Raw genomic sequence first — 19,985 nt, forward strand, 5'->3', positions numbered from 1 at the left:
CGGCGAAAGAGAATTTATATCCAAATTATATACTCAATATTACTCGATAATGAAAAAAAGGGCTTATGAGATTACCTACGATTAAATGGCAAGTTGTCCTTCCGGTTATTATGCACAAGGAAATAGAACTGACCCAGGTTTTTGTAATGGAGAATGGTGTAGTCCAACAAATCCATTTTCTCCTCGTCAATTTGTTAAGCATGTATGGATTCATTGTGTTCGTCCAGATGGTGCTTCCACAGACGTATACGCTTATTCCGAGATTGAATGTTCATGCTAATGATTAATCCATGTTTTGGATGGTCGATGCTTAGGAATGCTCCTTATGTCATTCTTTCTTGAACGATTGTGGTTTGAAAATATTTCAAATCCTGATGATTGCACGCCTATCAAGTAAGTGGTACGTCAGAGTATCGGAATTGCAGCAAAGTCGAATGACCGACTTGCGCTTGAAGCCCTGCCCCCCAATGTTCCTTTCGGTGACGTGTTCGTGTAAATGCAAGCGCCGTCACCGAGTAGGGTGGGGATAAACCATTCAATCCTAACTCGTAAATTTACAATTTGTGTCTGTATTAAGGGGCAAAGGTTATAAGCGCCCGTAAGAGAAAGCTGGTGCTACAATGGGCATATTTTGGAAAATGGGAGCCAGAAATTTCACAGCCCAGATGCGGCAAACGCTACTCACCGTATGCATAGGCTCTATCGGGGTCATCCTGATTTTTTCTTGTTATTTTGTCATCTCTTCTATTACATATAGTAAATCAAATTGGGAAGAAAAACACTTTGGTGTTATTGGTACAGAAATTTATCCGCGTCTTGGACTTGAGTTAACCGAGGCTCAGATTAAAAATATTAAGACGAAACTTCAAACCAAAAATATTGCCAGTCTTCCCTACGTGTCTCAGGTGGTTTCCGTGCACAGCGGGAATAATCATAAAACTGAGGAAGCTAACATCATTGCATTAGGATTTGATTTTCATAATGCCCGGGAACTGGAACCGAAGCAGCCCTTGTGGTTTACTGATTCTCTGACTACAGAAGAAGCGATTGTATCTGCTCCGCTGGCGCGGCAGATGGGACTTAGTGTCGGTGAAACAATGACAATCTCGTTTGATGGACAAGAAGTGCCTGTAACGATTCGCGATATAGCTGAGGAAAGCGGATTAACAGGTTTTCGCGGAACAATGCGTGCACAAGGGACAGTTATTCTCTCAGATAAGCTTGCACATCAGATATTCGGTGTTCCAGAAGCAAACGCGCACAGTATGTTACTGGCGACGGAAAGGATGTATTCATCACTACCAGGCAGTTCCTTCCTTACTGATTTCATTGAGAGACCAATCAAAGAAGAAGCGCTATCTCATATGTCGATGGTGCAAAGTATTTTCACGCCACCATTTTTGTTCTTTGTTGCTGTTTCTTTGTTCGCTGGATTTTTGCTGTTGGCGCAGTTGTTTAATATTTTGAAAGAAAGGCGCAAATATTATCTCGGCGTACTCCGATCGCTTGGACTCAGTAACCGTAAATGCTTTGCTATCTACGTAAGTGAGTGCATGTTACTGTGTGCGGTTATTACCATTTCAGGAGTTGTCCTTGGAAATGTACTGGGTTATGGATTGCTTTCTGTTAATGTATTTTATATCGAACAATTATTGGAACGGTATTCTGCTTACGCCTATCCAATTCATCCCCACGTGGATGTGACATCGACATTGTGGATTGCATTGGCCATGTTTATCGCTTTTGTACTGCTCGCTTGTTTTGTTGGGCGTTTCATTAAGCGCACATCCATTCTGCACCTGATGGGCAAGGAGGATAATCGTGTTACTCCGGCAAAGAATCGTCTGCTCAAAATTTTAGGTTGTCTCCTTGTCGCAGTGGCATTCATTTATTTCAATTATTTCGCCACAGAGGGGCTTTCAGATGCTGATAGGATTAATTCAAGAGTATTCGGTTCAATTATAAGCTGGCTTTTAGGCATTATAGCAACAGCTTATCTTATGTTTCTCACTGTACCTTGGATGAAATCAGTATTATTCATTATTCCACATCGTTGGTTGGATCGTTTGGCTGTTACATTAGGCACGCAGTACCCGAATATGCGATTTAACCGTTCATTTGGCATTATTTTATTATTCACGATATTATCCTGCTGTTTAATCGTGATGACTAGTTTCACTTCCAATGTTGATGATTATTCCGCCAAAAACAAGAGAGATTCTTTTTTGGCTGCCGACGCTTATATGTCTTATGCTGATGAGCGAGAAAAAAGTAAGCTCACAGTTAATATGAATGAAGTGCAAGAAATCGTCCAAAGTGTTGCCTACGTGGATGCATACAGAATATTTGTTTCATCACCCGACAAAGCACTTGATCTAACAGAAGTAATCCCGCCTACAAATGGTAACAAATGGGCATATTCGCAAGTCGTGTGGGGAAAGTGGCTGGGGGAAAGTTACCACTTACCGCTCACCAGCCGTGCGCCGCAATTTCAGAGCGATGCAGAAGTATTTCAGGCTTTGAGGGATCAAGAGTCAATAGTTCTCGTGGATGATAAATTGGAAGGTACGTACCGAGTAGGCGATCAGATTCCGCTTCGCTTGCTGAAAGGTGGGGGCAAAGAAGAGAATCTGATTGGAGAGGAAATGGTCACGATAGCAGGAACGTTCGCTATTGGCGATGATAACCGATTCCATTTCAGGACATTTATAGTGGCTGATGAACTCTACAACAAATATAGTACAAACGGTGCTTATAAGTGGCCTGGGGATCCGAAAGGCTTTGCGCTGTTGCAGTTGGCTGATAGTGATGGGGCGGCAGCAAATTCTATTAAGACACTGAAATATCATTTTACAAAAACAACTGGTGTTACTGTGAGTACGCCTGGTGAGGACCAAGCTATCATTACGATGATTGTTAAAGCTGAATTGACGCTGTTCTCTTACATTATGTCATTTATGATGCTTATGGCTTTACTCGGTATGTATGTGATTCAGACTCGATCCGTACAGGAGCGTATTCCCCATATGGTTATGTTGTGGCAGATGGGGGTAAGTCGAAAGTCGTTGAAACAGGTGTTTATTGTAGAGGGTTGTCTGATGGGTATCATTGGGTTGATTAGCGGTATTATAGTCGGAAGGCTTGGTTCAGAGATGATGCTGCGCTTGGCGTGGATGGGTGTTCAGTTTTCGTTCCCTTATCTTAAAGTGACAGGTCTCATCATCGGATTACTGATTTTTATCTGGTTGTTCAACCTGTTTAGCACTGCCGGGTTAAAACGTATACAGATCAGTCGGAAAGAGTAACAGGGTAGGAGGATGACTTATGGAACATGTAGATTACAGGAAAATTCTTAAAAAAGGTGCAGAAACGTGTTGTTCCCGAGATTGGGGAGTTGCTACCTAATTTTACGGTAGGGACGGGAAAGTTGTATGATTTTTTAAGAAATGGATTGTTAGTGATTGTCGTCTCAACTCGGTGTGCGCCTTGCCAGGATGCACTTGCTGTGTTATACGATTACTTTCAAATGCATGCGGTTAATACGGTCATCCTAGTAGACACACTGGAGGACAATATGCCCTTATTCTATGAAGCGTTTTCTGTGCATGCAGAAGTGTTTTATATGGAGACGGAGGATTGGAAAAAACACTTTGCTGGCGTTCCTTGGGCGACAGCACTAGATAGAAGCGGGGTCATATTGCAATCAGCACCATTCAACTCTTTGTCGACACTAATGCCGGTATTAGACTCTATTGAAAAGGAGATGATTCGCTATGATGTCTAAGATCAACCAGTTGTTCGATTCAGTGCGAGAACTGGAAGGTGATGTGCCTGAAAAATATCATTTGGGTGAAGTGCCGATGTTTGCTGGGCGAGTACACGAACGCGATTCAACTTTGATTGTTATTCTCTCTCTGTATTGTGCAGGATGCATTGAGTTGTTGCCAAAACTCGAAGGAGTTGCCGAAGTGTTTGATGGGGAGATTGTTCTTGTAATTGATGGCGACGTGGAAGAAGCTCAGGTAATTCGGCAGCATTTTGACTTTTCCTTCGACGTTCTATCTGCTTCCGCTGAGGAATTATATTACGTGTATCGCCCGGAATTCACCCCATATGCCTATGTGCTTAACGCTGACCGTACAATTGCCTATATGGGGGATATTGGAGAGGTAGCGACGACGAGAGGAACGATTACCCAATTAGGTCTTATTCCCGTGGTAGAGGTGGCTTCAAGATCATGATTGCAGCCAAAGCTGTTCGCAAGAATTACGGCATGGCAGCTACTCCACAAGCGGTCGCATTATCAGGGGTCGATTTACAGATTCAAAGGGGCGAGATGGTAAGCATTATGGGGCCATCTGGTTGTGGCAAATCTACTTTGCTTTACACGTTGTCAGGTATTGAGTCAGCAGACAGTGGCGAAATTTGGTTCGACAAGCAAGCAATACACGAAATGAGTGAAAAAGATGTCTCCGCGCTCAGGTTGACGTCGATGGGTTTTGTCTATCAACAATACAATCTGATTCCTGTGTTAAATGTTGTCGATAACGTTGCATTGCCGCTTATCAGTCAGGGCGCTAAGACGTCAGTTGCACACAAAGCTGCAAAGGCGGCACTTGAAGATGTCATGCTATCGGATAAGTTGAAAGCTATGCCGCATGAACTGTCTGGAGGACAAGCCCAACGGGTTGCCATTGCCCGCGCTATCGTCCATAATCCTCGTGTCATCTGGGCTGATGAGCCTACTGGGGCTTTAGATACTGTGACATCGGAGGCGATAGTAACCTTGCTGCGCAAAATAAATACAGATAAACAAGTGACCGTAGTTATTGTCACGCATGATCCGTTAGTTGCATCAGCAACAGATCGTGTAATTCGTATGGAAGACGGAAAACTAACTGATTCTGTTGAGCACAGGGAGGGACAAGGAAAAGGTGGGTGATAAGCAATCAGACGAAATACAGGAAGGATTTATCCATTCTTTCTTGGAGTTATTCTGAGCGGGTAGTCTGTTTAATGGTGACCGAAATAGATGGCTTTGTGGATTGGTGGGGAAAGCAAGATGACAAGTCAAGTGAAATGGCGTAGAGTCATTCATACAACCTGTAAAATTATACCGTTATTATGGAAGGTATCACCTAGAGCATTGCTAGTTAGTCATATCATTATGCTTGTTCAGGCGTGTTTACCGCTTGTCCAAATCTATCTGGTTGCTAAAATTGTTGGGACGACTGAGCGGGTGATTACGGGAGAGTTGCCGTATGTAATGCCGTTTTTTGGCTTTTGGGACAAGTTGCCTTAAACTCTGTTACAAGTGTTCTCCTTCTCATAGAGCAACTCAATGAGCGGCGGATGAGTTATCGCGCGGCTAACTTTTTTGAGCATTTAATCATTGATAAAACGTTGCGTCTGTCATTTTTGGAATTTGAAAAGCACGCCTCTTATGACCTGTTACAGTTGACAAGCGGAAGCGGCGAGCGTGGAATACAAATGATTATGACTTTGCGGCAGATTGTTATGAACTCCATTACGATTTCCGGGTACTTGCTTACGTTGTGGTACTTCAGCCCATGGCTTTCCCTTTTTCTTGTTGTTGTCACAATACCTTCGTTTTTAGCTAACGCGAAACTAAGCGGACATCGCTTTCGTTTAACGGTCACTCAATCGCCGCTAATGAGGAAAGCGTCGTATTTACAACAGTTGTTCCGTAACCGAGACACGATAAAAGAAATTCAATTGTTTCGCATGGGTGCGTATTTTAAGAAAAAATGGAATGACGCATATTGGGAACAAGCGGAAGAGAAAATGGCACTAGAGCGAAAAGCCGGCATTGTGAACTATATAATAGAGAACATCGGGCAATTATCAATTGCTGGCACGACGGTTATACTTGTGTTCATTGCTTCTAAGGGTCGTATGACGATTGGAGAGTATGTAGCGCTAACCATCGCAGTGAGTTCCGCATACGCTTTGATGAAAGGTTTGGTTAATTATATTGTACGTTTCGGAGAAGAGGGGATGTACAGCGAGCGTTTATTTAACTATCTGCAATGTCCAGAGAATAAACAACAAGACGCAAAGATGTTGTTCCCTGAAAATCTGATGCCCGGGATTACGGTCAGAGACTTATCCTTTACCTATCCCAATCGACAAGAGCCCTCTCTCAAAAATGTAAATTTGCACATCAAACAGGGAGAGAGAATTGCCATTGTTGGCGACAATGGAGCTGGAAAATCAACATTCATTAAATGTTTGTTGGGGATTTATCCTGTGCAAAATGGGACGATTTATTATGGCGAGACAGACATTTGTGACATTCGTGATGATAGTCTTAAGGAAAGTTGTATCGCCGTATTTCAGGATTCCGTCCGTTATCAGCTAACGGTACGAGAAAACCTTATGGTGGGAAATATGGATCGGGTTACGGATGATAAACGACTGTATGAGGCATTGAAAGTGGTCGGTCTTTCCAGCGAGAATAATTCGTTAAATCTGGATACTGTATTAGGTCATCTGTTTCATGAATCCCAAGACTTATCTGGAGGCCAGTGGCAAAGATTGGCACTGGCAAGGGTGTTCATTCGTGACGCATCGTTTATCGTGTTCGATGAACCGACAGGAGCACACGAGACTGTTTACCTCTGAGATTTCCGTTGTAAGCACGATCGAGGCCAGCTTTCCACCCAGTTCGTTATCCGTAACTTTTGTCGATTCCACAGTTACACCGTTTGCCTTCAGTTCACTATATATAGCGTTCTGGACTGATTCAGAATCGAGCTTTCCTACAATTTTAGATGAGAAGTCTGGTATTCGGGTAATGTCATGAGAAACACCATTGTATATATTTTGGCCATTTTCGCCTGTAATCGTGAGATCAACATTGTTGATTTGTGAGGTTCCATTAGCACCACTTCGTACTTCATTCCGGATTTTTCGGATAGCTTTAATATCCTCTATGGTTGCTTCTTCAGAAGTAGAAGTTGATTTTGTTTCCAATTTTAAATTCCTCTCTTGGGTGGTGATTTTAGAAACAGCCACTCCTTCTTTAACAAGCTGATCTTGGATTAGTTGGGTAGGACTTTCAGCAGAAATAGAGTTCATGTAAAACGCTCCGCTCAGGACGATAACTGCTGCTGCGACAAGAAACCACTTGTTATTTCTCATTATCTCAACTTTCGCAGCTCAAATCTCCAAACAAACCCTTGATATAGCTGGGTAAACCAGAGATCCATTCTTGTCGTTGACAAAAAATGTCCGTTTTGTTCTGTTTTGTTTTTGCTTGAGACATGTCGAGAAATAAACTCATCAGTTGCAGAAGCGCCGTCTGGAAGTCCAGATCACGAAGCCTCATCGGCAAAGAGAAAAAAGAGTCCTCCCAGTGTGCGGTCATCACTGGTTTCGCGCCGTTCATATTCCATCGCCAAATAACGGCTGAATACCACCGTCGTGTGGCTAATCAGTTGGTCAAAGAGCGTCCTTGAAATTCGGTTCCCAGTTTCAAATAGCTCTTCGTAACTTTAAAAAAGGTCTCAATACTCCAACGCATCCCATAGATTCGTACAATTTCAGCGGCATCCAGCGTGACATCTGTACTCAAAATGGTGAGCCATTCTCGTCTCTTATTTCGGTTGCGCACAAATACAAGCTTCACGGGCAGACCACACGAAGTATGCACAACCACAGAACCTTTGATGTCGTTTGTACTCGATTTGGACAGGCTTTGAAACACGGCACTCAGTGTCATTCGCTGTCCCTGTACGAGATATCGCTGCTTCATTTCTTTGATCATTCCAATCACAGGCAGACCTCGGTCTGTGAGCTTGCGAAGAAGTGGAGCTTGCGTAAACCAACTGTCCGTGAGCACGTAATCCGCAGTGAAGCCGGCTTTTAAAGCTCGGTCTAACAAGCCTACAACCGCATCAGGCTTACGGAAAAAAGAGTCCATTCGGCGTTTGTATCCATGGCTACGCCTCGAGAGATGGGAGGCCATTTCGCAAAAACGATTGGCTAGTTTGGCGGAAGACAGCATGACAAAATCAAGCGGCGCAAAGCTAAAACCGTCCGACCAACCGAGGGTGAGCATGGTGTAGCCTTTGATGTATTTGCCTGTGGAGTGGTCAAATACACGTGCCAGCAGCTCTGCTTTTTTACTCCGGTTCCGGCTAAGTACTGAATCGTCAACGATAAATACACGTACGCGTTTGGAGGAAATGAGCGATTCAAAATAGCGTACGACCTGAAGACTTAATGTCTGCAAAAATCGCCGCCAGGCAAAGGAAGATTGATTCAAGAATCGATAGACAACATCTTTTCCTGGCAGGTCGGCTCCGCGGTCACTTTCCAGAAGGCGAAACCAATTCTTTCCTTCAAAAACCAACGAGAACACGATTCGAAAAAGGGCTAAACTGGAAAGACCAAATGATTTGGAAATGCCTGCATGCCGCAAGGCTTTCCCGATGTGAAGTGTAGCAAAAAGTTTAGAAAAACGAGACTGTTCAGACAGGGAATGTTGTTGTAACATAGGGTTACACACCTTTCTTGTTGGCATGGTTGGTCGCACTTCCATGATACCAAACAAGCGAGGTGTTTTTTTGTCAATGCGAGTAAATCTACTGAATTATCCTTACGCACTCAATGGTTTAAGCCATTTTTCTAGGTGCGAAAGTTGAGTTATTAATAAACATCGAAAGCAAGGAAGGAATTCGGCTGTAAAACATGGCATACAATTGAACAGACGTTTTGCATGATGGGGTTAGCCAGTTATTGCTGGCTGGCCTTTTTTGCATGTTTTTGTTTGAAATTTCGATTTCTAATGGGATCCTTATAAAATCCTTAGAATTGTTTTATAACATTCTTTTCAAGGACACATACGAAAAGGATGAAGACGAGAATGGAACCATTTATTTTGCAAACCGAGCATTTAAGCAAGACGTTTAAATCACAAATCGCGGTCAACGATGTATCGCTTGCGATCCGGCGCAACACCGTTTACGGGCTGCTCGGACCGAACGGCGCAGGGAAGTCGACGATGCTCAAAATGTTGACCGGCATGCTGAAACCGACCTCCGGGGAGATCCGTTTCGAAGGCCGGCCCTGGACGCGGGCAGACCTCCATCAGATCGGCGCGTTGATCGAAACGCCGCCCCTGTACGACAATTTGACGGCACGCGAAAACTTGAAGGTCCGGTGCACGCTCTACGGATTGCCTGATTCCCGGATTGACGAAGTGCTTCAACAGGTCGATCTGACAGGAACGGGACGCAAACGTGCAGGCCAATTCTCCCTCGGCATGAAGCAGCGCCTCGGCATTGCGATTGCGTTATTGAATCATCCCAAGCTGCTCATTCTGGACGAACCGACCAATGGCCTCGATCCGATCGGCATTCAGGAGCAGCGCGCATTGATCCGCTCTTTTGCCGAACAAGGCATTACCGTCATCGTTTCCAGCCACATCCTCTCGGAAGTGGAGCAGGTTGCCGACGATATCGGCATTATGGCCGGAGGGGTTCTCGCTTATCAAGAAGCCGTGAAACCCGGACAACAACTGGAGCCGTTGTTCATGCAGATCGCCAGCAAACATCGCAAGGAGGGAGCGTGAGCATGAGCCAATATATTCGTATTCTTCGGGCCGAACATCTCAAGCTCAAACGAACGTTTACGCGCAAATTGATGTTGACGGCCCCGCTGCTTACGTTATTTCTATGTTTCATGTTAATGGGAGGGCGTTTCTTTCAAAGCGGAAGCTTGAACTGGTGGTATACCATGATCTTGCCCGGTGCGCTGACGCTGATGTGCAGCGGCGTGCTTCGCAAGGATGGAGGAAAGCTCCGATATCGTCCGATCCTTTCGCTGCCGATACCTGCATCGCTGAGTTGGCTGGGCAAAATCGGCGAAGTGGTCATTCTGTTTTTCGGAGCGTCGATGTGTTTGTGGGTCGCTTTACTCGCTGTAGGATTGCTCTTGCCTGGTACCATCTCAGCCATGGACAGTCTGCTGGGGACGCTGGCCATTTTCGTCACGTTCCTCTGGCAAATTCCATTTTGCCTCTTTCTGGCAGACCGTGTCGGCACCTTCGTTACGCTGATCATAAGCATGATCGGCAACTTCGGAGCAGGCGTTATTTTTCTCCCGACGTCGGATCTATGGTGGATTCCTTACGGCATTCCCAGCCGGTTGATGTGCGCCATCATTCAAGTGCTGCCGAACGGGCTTCCGGTGCCTGCCGGCGATCCGCTTCTGGATCAATCGGTCATTCTGCCGGGATTGCTTATCAACATCGGATGGTTCGTGCTGCTGTCCTTCATAACGGCCAAAGCATTCCAGGGCAAGGAGTCGAAGTAAAATGAGCATGTTCATTCGTTATATGCGTGCCGACGTGATCAAGCTGCGCAGACAATCGCTGCCATGGATTCACCTGGCGATCCCGTTCATCGGCATCGTGCTGTTTCTTTCGTATTATGCATTCACACCGTATTCCGATGCCTCCAAAATCGATGGATACCTGCAGGCCGTTGCCATTGCACTGCCTGCAATCATCGGCATCGTATGTGCAATTGCCGCGGAACAGGAGTATAATGCAGGAGGCTTTCAACATTTGCTGACATCACCGGTCAAGGTGATTCCTTTTCTTAGCAAGCTCAGCCTTCTCCTGGTGTTTGGTTTGGCAAGCATCCTAACGGCGGCCGTAGGATTCGGCGTTGGAAATGTATTCATTTTGCAAAATGAAATGCAGGATATATCTTTTTACATACTGGCGGGACTGATCTTGTTCGGCAGCAGCATATTCCTTTACGTATTTCATTTTATCGTTAGTTTGAGATGGGGAAGAGGTGCTTCCATGGGACTGGGCATCGCGGGGAGTCTGGTGTCTGCGCTGCTGTTGACCGGACTGGGGGACGCCAATTGGGTTTACGTTCCGTTTGCCTGGCCATCCCGATTGATCACCTTGTGGTCAAGGTTTGCAGGCGAGGCTGCAAGCTCCGTACCTGCGCATTCGATGTTGGGCATGGGAATCGCCTGTCTGGCGGCGGGGACCCTCTTGATGATTGCAATATCAGTTGCATGGGTATGGCGTTGGGAAGGAAAGCATGCGCTTGAATAGGATCAGCGGGTTGGATTGCCCATGGATATCATGAAGTGAAAAAGAAGGAGGGTGGTCCGAACATGGCACGACTATTGGCCGTTGACGACGAACCTGCCGTGCTCGCGCTGCTATCGAACATTCTGCAAAAGGACGGTCATCTGGTGACGGCCGTTTCCGACCCGTCCACCGTGCAGGATCAACAGCTTGGAACCTTCGATTTGATCATGCTCGATGTGATGATGCCCGGGATCGACGGTTTCCAATTATGCCGGCAAATTCGGGACAAGGTCGATTGTCCCATTCTGTTCCTTACCGCCAAATCGATGGAAGGGGATATCATGTCCGGCCTTGCCGAAGGAGCGGACGATTACATCGTCAAGCCGTTTGGCGCCGGAGAGCTGAGAGCAAGAATCCAGGCCCATTTAAGGCGCGAAAATCGCGAAAAGCGTAACGTGCTGTGCATCGGCGACATGCATTTCAATTTGTCCGGAAAGGAAATACGGGTTCGGGGTCAGGACGTTCCTTTAACCAAAAGCGAATACGCCATCTGTGAATTTCTCGCGATGAAGCGGGGACAGGTGTTTTCCCGGGAACAAATCTATGAATCGGTGTTCGGGTATGAAGGGGAAAGCGATTCTTCCACGATCGTGGAGCACGTCAAAAACATTCGCGCCAAGCTGAATCGGGTTGGCGAAGCGCCGATCGAGACCGTGTGGGGGATCGGTTACCGATGGAAATGACGACACGACCGAAGAATCGGAAACCGACCAGGCTGCGTTCCTTGTTTATGAAATACCTCATGTTTTTCTGCTCAGGGATCATCGTGCTCGGATTGCTGTTGGGAGGCCTCTTCATTGCCATGCTGTCCTGGGGAGCCATTCTTCCTGCCAATTACGCGGAAAAGCAAGCGGCGGCTGCCGCCGCTTCATTCGAGCAGGAAGGAACCGTCCCTTCTTCTGATGACGCGTTGTTCCGATATGCTTTGTTGTCATCCGATGGGGAATGGGCAGCGGGAACGTTATCCCCAAGGGATGCTTCACAAGCTTGGACCGAGCTTAAGGAACGGATGGTCAACACAAGCCTTACCCATGTTTACGTGAAAGCCGTTCATCATGATCAGGTGATGCTGTTCCGTTACTCCGTCTCGGCGCAATTCGAGCCTTTATGGCTGCGAAACGTTATACCGAGCGCAGAAATTGCTTTCTTTGCTGCCTTTCTCGGCCTGCTGATCGCCGGCGTTCTGTGGCTTGCATCGGCTTTTGGGCGGACGTTGTCGCTCAAGCTGAGGGGGCTCAGGCAGGCGGCAGAGCATGTGCAGAACCAGGACTTGGACTTTGAGATTCGAATGAGCGGCGTAAGCGAGATCGATCAGATTCTGGACTCGATGCATCAGATGAAGGAAGCGCTTCGCAGCTCACTTCAGCAGCAGTGGAAGCTGGAACAGAGCCGCCGCGAGCAAATTTCCGCCTTGGCCCATGACGTCAAAACGCCGCTGACCATTGTACGGGGAAACGTCGAACTGTTGTCGGAAACCGGGCAATCGGCAGAGCAGCAGGAATATACCGCTTATATCACCGATAGCGTCCGCCAGATGGAGCAATACATTCGAACCTTGATCGATATAGCGAATACCGAAACATCCATGTCTTTGAACAGGAGAGAGGTAGATGCGCATCAATTCGTTGAACGGGTAAAAGGACAGATCCACGCCTTGGTTGCAGTCAAAAAACAGCATGCGGTTTGGGCGGCTTCTTCGTTCCCTCCAAGGTTTTATGCCGATGAAGACTTGCTGGAGCGAGCGTTGATGAACGTGGTCCATAACGCTTCAGACCATATGGCAGAACATCAACAAATGACGATTCGAATGGAGGCGGCGGGACAAGGCGTGCGATGGACGATCATCGACGAAGGCCCTGGTTTTTCGGCCGAGGCGCTCAAATATGCCACCGATCAATTCTATATGGGAGATGCCTCCAGAAGCTCCACCGGCCACTATGGAATGGGGCTTTACATCTCGCAGCACATCATGCAAATGCACGGGGGAATGCTTCGTCTCGGCAATTCGGATGAAACCGGAGGGGCCCAAGTGACGCTGGAAATCCCCGTCGGTGCCAAACGATAACTGAATAGCGGCAGCTCTTGGTTTGGCCCTGAACCATGGCTGCCGCTATTTGGTATGCATGGATTGGATTTATGACGATTTTCGCGTCAGAGAAATGAAGGATTTTTTAGGGTAGACAACCCGTTTAAATTCATATATGTTAATACTTATTAAAAGTATAATATGAAGTGAAGGCGGGTAAGCGGAATGAAGACAGAGAAACAAAAAATGCTGGATGGAGAACTTTATAAAGCCTGGGACCCGGAATTGACGCGTGATCGGACCCATGCCAGAAAACTGACCCGAATGTACAATCAGACCACCGAAGCGGATGAGGAGAAGCGTATGCAGATTCTGAAAGAACTGTTTGGTTCGACTGGCGAGAACCTGAGCATGGAACCGAATGTGCGGGTGGATTATGGATACAATGTGCACGTCGGCGATCATTTTTACGCGAATTTCGATTGCACTATTCTGGATGTATGTGAAGTACGGATCGGGCATCACTGCTTGTTCGGACCGGGCGTTCACGTGTACACTGCGACTCATCCCGTTGACCCGTACGAAAGAAGCCAAGGACCGGAATACGGTAAACCGGTAACGATCGGTAACCATGTCTGGGTCGGCGGGCGCTCTGTTATCAATCCGGGCGTGACCATTGGCAACAATGTCGTCATCGCTTCGGGCTCGGTGGTCACCAAGGATGTACCCGACAACGTGATCGTCGGTGGAAATCCTGCAAGAGTGATTCGAAAGATCGAGGAAACCTCGATGAATCGGAATGACAACGAAATGGATAAAGGCTAAGCTGGGCGTTAACCCGAATTCATTTTGATGGGGCACGATCCCATACAAGACACTTTATGATGTACAAGCTTTTGCGTGTGCCACTCCTTCGCTGCGGACATTCAGTTTATGGAAACGGCGAACCGATGCCGTCTTATCCCGAGATCGTGCTGACGCAAACATTTCAGCAGGATTTCGAGACGGGACTGCGTTTGCTGGCAATGGACGCATTACACCCTTCAATGCAAGATAGTATACACATTAAAAAACGAGCGCCTCCGCCAGGAGACGCTCGTTTGCGTTAAAAGAACAACTTATGCATAAGAAACGATGGTATTCATGAGGTTTTGCTTGAGCTGATCCGATGCGGGCATGAGCGGCAGCCGCAATTGTCCGGTCGCGATGATCTCTTGCTGGGACAGCCACCATTTGATGGCTGCGGGAGCAGGTTCCGAGAAGACCTGGCGAATCAACGATTCCACCTCTTTGAAGCTGTCTCGGGCGCCTGTAACGTCGCCGCTTGCAAAGCGCTGGTAGATGTCCACGTATTTCGGCAAGTTCAGGTGCGCGGATGCAAGCATGCCGCCGGCTGCCCCTTGGCAGAGCATCGCGTGGAAATAGGAATCCTCCCCGCACAGAATCGGTTTCGTATCATGCTTCGTCAACTGGAGGAGCAGGTCCAGTCCGCCGGAGCTGTCTTTCAGGCCGATCACGCCATCCAGGTCAAGCACGGTGCGAATCGTGTCGAGCGTCATCCGACTGCCGGTACGTGCCGGAATTTCGTATACCAGAACAGGTAAGCCGGTGCCGGATGCGGCGCGAAAATGCTCTACAATGCCTTCTTGCGTAGGACGGTTGTAATATGGAGTGACCACCATGGCTGCGTCCGCGCCGATTTCAGCAGCCATTTCCGTGCGGCGTACCGTAGAGTACGTATCATTGGTTCCCGTGCCGACGACGATTGGAATGGTTTTGTTCAGCTCTTTGAGCACATCCTGCGTCGTTTGTACCAGTTGCGCAACTTCGTCCCAGGATACGGTCGGCGATTCGCCCGTCGTGCCGTTTACGACAAGGCCTTGAATGTCGTGCTCTGCCAAATAAGTGACGTAATTCCGGTAAGACTCGATGTCCAGCTTATGATCGCTCGTAAAAGGTGTAATCACCGGTATGAAAATCCCATGAATATGTTTTTCGTTCATCATGATCAGTTATCCCTTCCCGTTGGATTGATTCTAATGTAACATAGGAGTGGATATCAGAGTTATCTATAATAAACGATGATTCTAATCAATTTTTTCGATGAGGTGACCCGGATTGGATTTCATCTACCTTCAAACGTTTCGCGAAGTGGCCATACGCGAAAGCTTTACAAGAGCCGCAGAAGTGCTCGGCTACGCGCAATCCAGCGTGACGACCCAAATTCAGAAGCTCGAAAAGGCTTATGACGTCAAGCTCTTCGAACGATACAGCAACAATAAAATTCGCTTGACCTCCGCAGGGGAGGAACTGTTCAAGCTCGCGGGGCAAATGCTGGAATTGTTTGAGCAGTCCAAGGAGAAAATGGCCAAGCAAGGCGGAGGTTCCATGACGATCGGCACGATGGATTCGATTGCATCCTATTATCTGCCAACTTATATGCAGGCGACCCGCAAGGAGTATCCCGAACTGAACATTCGTTTGCATACGGATTCGGAAGAATTGATCTTGCATCAGGTGAAGGAAGGGGAAGCCGACGTTGGGCTGATTCTTGCGGACGATTCCAGCGATCCTGCTTTGCAGTGGATAAGGATCAGGGAGGAACCCCTAGTGCTCATCGTTCACCCCGGCCATCCTCTGCTCAGCAAGGAAGAAATTGTTCTGGACGACCTGAACGATGCGGAATGGATCATGCCCGAGCATACGTGCAACTACCGGCAGCTGCTGGAACGCGTGCTTCGCGCGAACGGCATTCCGTATCGGGTAGGGTTGGAACTGGGCAATCCCGAGGCAATCAAGCGCAGCATCAAAACCGGGGAAGGCATATCCATCTTGCCGCAGATGGCAGCCATGGAGGAGATCGAACGCGGGGAACTGATGACACTGCCTTTCGATCATCCCGAGCTGAAGCTGGAGATTCAGCTGGTTCTGCATCCCAAGAAGTGGGTGTCCAACGCCTTGCGGCATTTTATGGATATATTGAAAGTATAGCTTGTGCCTTTAACCATGCGAATGTGGACGGAAGACAAATTAGGCGGTGAATTCCTCAACCTCAAAAAGATGTTTGTTCATCTTCACTTGTTCTATCATATGTCCAATATTGCCTTCGCCTGCAAAAAGGGTCATGTCGAAAAAATTTGGATTCAAATCAGACCAGAATAATTCATTTTCGTCACCGGAAACCTCAACAATACCTTTTAATCGCCCAGCATAAACTTCAACATAGCAATGTTGCAAATAGTATTTGAAATCCATGAGGTGATGCAGGACGATGTGATCTTTCGAGATGTTTGTCTCTTCCCAAAGCTCTCGATACGCCGCATCAATCCCTGCTTCGCCCATCTCGATTTTACCGCCGACCAAGTTGTACAGCCCTTTGTAAGGATCTTTAAGTCGTTTGCACATAAGCAGACGGTCCATATCTTTGTTAAATACCATAATTACATTATATCCTTTCATGTTAGTGCTCCTTTATTTTCATGAAGTAGAGGTGTACCCAAATATTCGAAACCACTTCTTCAAAATCCTGCACTTGAAAACAAATGTGACAAATAGTTTCCAATAAAATAAACCCATATCTTAATAGCCGTTTTCCGATTGATGATCGGGGAGCGGTTGTTTTTTTCATAAAAGTGATCCAATTAACTTTATCGGATATTTACTATACGAGTAACCTATGTTACAGTTAACACAAGTTTCAAATAACATAAGAATGGGGAGAAGAGGATACGATGTCCATCCAATATGCCATACTCGGGCTGCTGAGCTGGAAACCGGCTTCGGGCTATGAGCTGAAAAAAGTCATCGAGCAGTCCCCGACCATGCATTGGTCCGGCAACAACAATCAAATTTACCGCTCCCTTGTCCAATTGCTGGACAAAGGCTACGTGACCAATGAAGTTCAGCACCAGGAGAGCTCCCCATCCAAAAAAGTGTACAGCATCACGGATGCAGGATGGTCCAGATTGAAAGAATGGGTCCTTACCGAACCGGAGCTTCCCGAGTTCAAAAACACGTTCCTGATTCAATTGGCATGGTCTGAAGCGTTGAGTGACGAGGAATTGCTTGAGTTGTTGTCGCAGTATGAGAGCAGAATCCAGGCAGAGCTTCTGTACCAACAGGAAAAACTGAACCGGGGCGTCCCGGCACCTCATCGGAGCGAACGCGAAACGTTCATATGGAACAAAATCTCCGAAAATCTGTTGTCGTCCTATCACCATGAATTGGAATGGCTCCAAAGCGTCCGCGAAGAACTTCACCAAACCAAAACAAGCAAGGAGATGACCCGAATGAATCATACCATTGTTGAACAAGACGGACGAAAGTATATCGAAGTATTATCCGCCGAAACGCCCCTTGGCACGGAACAGGATGCGCTTGACCTGATCGGGTTGTGCATGGAAAAAGAGATTAGCTTGCTTATGCTGCATGGCGAGGCTCTTTCCGACGATTTCTTCAAGCTGAGAACAGGGGTGGCCGGCAAAATGATTCAAAAATGGATCAACTACCGCGTCAAAACGGCTGCTGTCATCCCGGCGGAATTGGCCCAACAAGGACGTTTTAAAGAAATGGCCGCTGAATCCAGCGGCAGCAGCGCATTTCGCATATTTGAACATAAACACGACGCGCAGCAGTGGCTGTTGAAAGATTAAACACTAAAGACACGCAATCTTGATCGATTGTCATTCCAAAGTTCAATGCCATCGCCTAAAAAAGCCGCATAAGATGCGGTTTTTTTAGGCGATGGCATGTTCGTTCTCTCCCATTTTCTACATGTGCAGGCTCAACAGGCAATTGGATAGTCGGCGCGATTAGCAAGCATGCTGTCGTGCTTTGCTAGTTACATGGCATTACGGAAAGGATATGATAAGTACCGTAGGCTCATAAGCAAGCTGCTTTACATCCGAATGTGTCAGTCCGCAGAAGGAGGCGCAAACAAATGACAACCGATTCCTTTGATCGCATCAAAATGCCGCCGGGTTTCTGGGAAGGGCTGCGTCAATTGGGGATTGCTCCGCAGGACGTGGCCCGTAAAGCCGGATTGCCGCTCACGATCATTTCCGAACCAGCCGCAAACACCGCCCAATATTACGCAATTTGGCAGGCGTATTCCGACCTGGCAGGCGATATTGCCCAAGGCATGATCAAACTTGCCACGATTTATGAAACAGCGAAATATCCGCCAACCGTGCTAGCGACATACCATGCCCGGGATTATCGGGATGCCTTGCAGCGGATGGTCCGATATAAACAGCTCTGTCCTCCCGAAAGCTTGCGCATGAGCGAGAACGGCGAGGAATGTGCCATTACATTGGAGTGGCTCGTTGCCGACCAATCTTGCCCGCCATTGCTTGTAGGCATCACACTGGCATTCCTGCTTGAATTGGGACGGCGGGGCACAGGCCAGCCTTTGACGGCGCGCGCCGTGGAATTCACGCAGCCGATGGGGGATATGCATGCGCTCGAAGCATACTTTGGATGCCAAGTCCGGACAGATGCCGATCACAATCGGTTGACGCTGCACCGGAACGATCTGGATCGTCCTTTTTTGACCTACAATGAACAACTTTTGGAGATTCTGACCCCTGCATTGGACCGCACGCTGGATGAACACCAGGGAAGCCGCTCCGTGTCGGACATGGCCAAATGGATCATGAAGCGCAGCCTATCCGGGGGGCGTCCAGATATTCGGACGGTTGCCAAGGAATTAGGCATGAGCGACCGTACGCTGCAGCGCCGGCTAACCGATGAAAACACAAGTTTCAATCATTTGCTTACGCAAGCAAGACATGAACAGGCACGGATGTATTTGGCAGACGCATCGCTCGATATCAAGGAAGTAGCCTTTTTAATCGGATATGAAGACCAGAACTCGTTTTACCGCGCATTTCGCGCCTGGGAAGGCGATACGCCCGCTCATTGGCGCAGCGCGCATGCAGTTACGCATGACGAAGACGCATCCACGCCTGCAGATCGACCGGATTTCCATTAAACGACGAGAACAGAAAAGGGAGAAATGCACTATGGATATGGGATTGAACCACAAAACCGCGTTAGTAACAGGATCGACGAAAGGAATCGGCAAAGCTATTGCCATTGAATTGGCCAAAGAAGGCGTTAACGTACTCATCAATGGACGAAATTCTGAAGAGGTAGAACGCGTAGTCGGCGAAATCAAGTCTGCCTATCCGAATACGTCCCCACAAAATGCGGCAGCCGATATCGTGAATGCCGCCGGGCGCGAAGCCTTGTTCGAAAAGTTCCCTCAGATAGATATTTTAGTGAACAACGCCGGCATTTATGAGATCATGTCATACGATGATGCGGACGAGGCCGTGTGGGAAAAATATATTCAGACCAACGTGCTTGCCGCAAACGCGCTGACCAAATTGTATATGCCCCGCATGCTGAACAACGGCTTTGGGCGGGTCATCTTTATTGCGAGCGAAGAAGCGGTGATGCCGTCCGGACAGATGCCGCAATATGCGATAACCAAATCCATGCTGCTCTCCTTGTCGAAGAGCTTGTCCAAATTGACGGCAGGCACGGAGGTAACGGTCAACACGATCATGCCTGGACCGACGCTCTCCGAGAACGTGCAGCAGATCATCGAGAGCATCATTCAGGACGAGAACATGACGTTCGAAGAAAAAGAAAAAACCTTCATGGCCGCCAATCTTCCGCAATCGGAATTGCAGCGGTTCATCAGACCGAACGAGATCGGCAGGCTTGCGGCATTTGTATGCAGTCCCTACGCGACCCCGTTCAAAGGTTCCCCGATTCGCATGGATGGAGGAATGGTGCCGACGATTTTCTAAT

Annotated in this window: 17 protein-coding genes and 1 pseudogene; 15 read left to right on the forward strand and 3 right to left on the reverse strand. The window is 47.5% G+C overall.

The window, feature by feature from the left end:
* Positions 1–620 precede the first annotated feature (620 nt).
* The 5 genes from SNR34_RS14100 to SNR34_RS14120 all read left to right on the forward strand — a co-directional run bounded on the left by SNR34_RS14100 (position 621) and on the right by SNR34_RS14120 (position 6,645).
* Positions 621–3,305, forward strand: a complete 2,685-nt coding sequence (locus SNR34_RS14100) for an ABC transporter permease (RefSeq protein WP_486182198.1) — start codon at positions 621–623, stop codon at positions 3,303–3,305.
* Between the two features lie 56 nt (positions 3,306–3,361).
* Positions 3,362–3,784 (forward strand): hypothetical protein, encoded by a 423-nt coding sequence (locus tag SNR34_RS14105; RefSeq protein ID WP_486182199.1) that lies wholly within the window; start codon positions 3,362–3,364, stop codon positions 3,782–3,784.
* Positions 3,777–4,241, forward strand: a complete 465-nt coding sequence (locus tag SNR34_RS14110; RefSeq protein ID WP_486182200.1) for a peroxiredoxin family protein — start codon at positions 3,777–3,779, stop codon at positions 4,239–4,241. Before SNR34_RS14105 ends, SNR34_RS14110 begins: the two co-directional genes overlap by 8 nt.
* Positions 4,238–4,942 carry an ABC transporter ATP-binding protein gene (locus tag SNR34_RS14115; protein ID WP_236421531.1) on the forward strand — a complete coding sequence of 235 codons (705 nt, stop codon included), beginning with the start codon at positions 4,238–4,240 and terminating at the stop codon, positions 4,940–4,942. The genes SNR34_RS14110 and SNR34_RS14115 overlap by 4 nt, the downstream gene beginning before the upstream one ends.
* A gap of 341 nt (positions 4,943–5,283) precedes the next feature.
* Entirely contained in the window at positions 5,284–6,645 is a 1,362-nt protein-coding gene (locus tag SNR34_RS14120) for an ATP-binding cassette domain-containing protein (protein ID WP_486182201.1), read from the forward strand.
* Positions 6,646–7,168: 523 nt separating this feature from the next.
* Here the strand turns inward: SNR34_RS14120 and SNR34_RS14125 are convergent.
* Positions 7,169–8,521, reverse strand: a pseudogene (locus SNR34_RS14125) (IS4 family transposase).
* A 369-nt stretch (positions 8,522–8,890) separates the two neighbouring features.
* Here SNR34_RS14125 and SNR34_RS14130 point away from each other — a divergent pair.
* From SNR34_RS14130 to SNR34_RS14155, 6 genes are all read left to right on the forward strand, one after another.
* Positions 8,891–9,598 carry a lantibiotic protection ABC transporter ATP-binding protein gene (locus SNR34_RS14130; protein WP_486182202.1) on the forward strand — a complete coding sequence of 236 codons (708 nt, stop codon included), beginning with the start codon at positions 8,891–8,893 and terminating at the stop codon, positions 9,596–9,598.
* A 2-nt stretch (positions 9,599–9,600) separates the two neighbouring features.
* A complete protein-coding gene (locus SNR34_RS14135; RefSeq protein ID WP_486182203.1) occupies positions 9,601–10,341 on the forward strand; it encodes a lantibiotic immunity ABC transporter MutE/EpiE family permease subunit in 741 nt (246 codons plus the stop codon).
* Between the two features lies 1 nt (position 10,342).
* Positions 10,343–11,101, forward strand: a complete 759-nt coding sequence (locus SNR34_RS14140; RefSeq protein ID WP_339278031.1) for a lantibiotic immunity ABC transporter MutG family permease subunit — start codon at positions 10,343–10,345, stop codon at positions 11,099–11,101.
* Positions 11,102–11,163: 62 nt separating this feature from the next.
* Positions 11,164–11,823 carry a response regulator transcription factor gene (locus tag SNR34_RS14145; RefSeq protein ID WP_339278032.1) on the forward strand — a complete coding sequence of 220 codons (660 nt, stop codon included), beginning with the start codon at positions 11,164–11,166 and terminating at the stop codon, positions 11,821–11,823.
* On the forward strand, positions 11,814–13,205 hold the full coding sequence (locus SNR34_RS14150) for a HAMP domain-containing sensor histidine kinase (protein WP_486182204.1): 1,392 nt from the start codon (positions 11,814–11,816) through the stop codon (positions 13,203–13,205). The genes SNR34_RS14145 and SNR34_RS14150 overlap by 10 nt, the downstream gene beginning before the upstream one ends.
* A gap of 186 nt (positions 13,206–13,391) precedes the next feature.
* A complete protein-coding gene (locus SNR34_RS14155) occupies positions 13,392–13,991 on the forward strand; it encodes a sugar O-acetyltransferase (protein WP_486182205.1) in 600 nt (199 codons plus the stop codon).
* A 293-nt stretch (positions 13,992–14,284) separates the two neighbouring features.
* On the opposite strand, the gene dapA is transcribed toward SNR34_RS14155, so the two are convergent.
* On the reverse strand, positions 14,285–15,172 hold the full coding sequence (gene dapA, locus SNR34_RS14160) for a 4-hydroxy-tetrahydrodipicolinate synthase (protein WP_343260745.1): 888 nt from the start codon (positions 15,170–15,172) through the stop codon (positions 14,285–14,287).
* Between the two features lie 112 nt (positions 15,173–15,284).
* Between dapA and SNR34_RS14165 the strand changes: the two genes are divergently transcribed.
* On the forward strand, positions 15,285–16,157 hold the full coding sequence (locus SNR34_RS14165; RefSeq protein ID WP_236413779.1) for a LysR family transcriptional regulator: 873 nt from the start codon (positions 15,285–15,287) through the stop codon (positions 16,155–16,157).
* A 39-nt stretch (positions 16,158–16,196) separates the two neighbouring features.
* On the opposite strand, the gene SNR34_RS14170 is transcribed toward SNR34_RS14165, so the two are convergent.
* Complete coding sequence (locus tag SNR34_RS14170; RefSeq protein WP_486182206.1) at positions 16,197–16,625, reverse strand: NUDIX hydrolase; 429 nt, start codon at positions 16,623–16,625, stop codon at positions 16,197–16,199.
* Positions 16,626–16,897: 272 nt separating this feature from the next.
* Here SNR34_RS14170 and SNR34_RS14175 point away from each other — a divergent pair, with 272 nt between their 5' ends.
* From SNR34_RS14175 to SNR34_RS14185, 3 genes are all read left to right on the forward strand, one after another.
* Positions 16,898–17,818, forward strand: a complete 921-nt coding sequence (locus SNR34_RS14175; RefSeq protein WP_339278036.1) for a PadR family transcriptional regulator — start codon at positions 16,898–16,900, stop codon at positions 17,816–17,818.
* Between the two features lie 287 nt (positions 17,819–18,105).
* The gene (locus SNR34_RS14180; protein WP_486182207.1) at positions 18,106–19,158 is read left to right on the forward strand and encodes an AraC family transcriptional regulator ligand-binding domain-containing protein; all 1,053 of its coding nucleotides are present in this window, start codon (positions 18,106–18,108) and stop codon (positions 19,156–19,158) included.
* 31 nt (positions 19,159–19,189) lie between these two features.
* Positions 19,190–19,984, forward strand: coding sequence for an SDR family NAD(P)-dependent oxidoreductase (locus tag SNR34_RS14185; RefSeq protein ID WP_339278038.1), 795 nt, complete (start codon positions 19,190–19,192; stop codon positions 19,982–19,984).
* The last annotated feature ends 1 nt before the right edge of the window (position 19,985 follow it).

Source organism: Paenibacillus sp. XP01, from assembly GCF_057364885.1.